The organism is Streptomyces sp. S6 (assembly GCF_054880855.1).
The window spans coordinates 1-651 of record NZ_JBTYMC010000731.1 but is presented as its reverse complement, the minus strand read 5'-3'; the positions used below and the strand labels follow the sequence as shown (position 1 = coordinate 651).

General features: G+C 75.4%; 1 protein-coding gene and 1 pseudogene. Both read right to left on the bottom strand.

Annotated features, from left to right (window positions below; translation table 11 throughout):
• A partial coding sequence (locus ACVNF4_RS36750) for a roadblock/LC7 domain-containing protein (RefSeq protein WP_461807138.1) occupies positions 1–406 on the bottom strand: 406 nt, incomplete at its 3' end.
• Positions 403–651, bottom strand: a pseudogene (locus ACVNF4_RS36745) (hypothetical protein); the annotation flags it as partial. The pseudogene ACVNF4_RS36745 and the gene ACVNF4_RS36750, both read right to left, overlap by 4 nt.

Below are 651 nucleotides of genomic sequence, written 5' to 3'. Positions count from 1 at the left end.
CGGCTCCTCGGGGCGCCGCCGCCATGGCCTTCTCGCCGAGCCGCGCGACCTGCGAGTGCACCCGGTGCGCCAGCAGGTCCAGGCGCACGTCCGCGCTGCCGTACGCGGCGACACACGTCTGGTGCGCGGTGGGCACGATCAGCACGTACCCGAGGTCCGACTCGATCACCACCTGCCGCACCACGGCCCGCTCGGCGTCCGCGAACGCCGCCGCGGCCGTGCGGCAGGCGCCCTGCACGGTGCTCGTGATCGCCGCGACCCGCTCCGCGGACGGCTGCGTGAGCGCGTCCGTGTACCCGGTCACCAGGCCGTCGCGGGTCAGCATGACGGCCGCGATCACCTGCGGCACCTCAAGAATCGGCGCCAGCACCCAGGCCGTGTTGTCACCCGTCTCGGGAGTGGTCATCGCGTGGGGCCTCCTTGTCGTTCGGTCCGCTCGGAGTCTCGGGGGGTTTCGTCGGGGTCCGCGCCCGCGCGCTCCCGTTCACGTACGGGTGCGGGGTTCGGGTCGGGCGCGGGCTCGGGCCCGGTGGTGCCGGACCAGTCGTAGGACGGGCCGTCGGCCGAGGTCCGGTCGTGGGTGTCGGGGTCCGCCGGGTACCCGGGCGGGCCGGTGAGCCAGTCGTCCGGGTCGGGGTCGAGCGCGGGCGG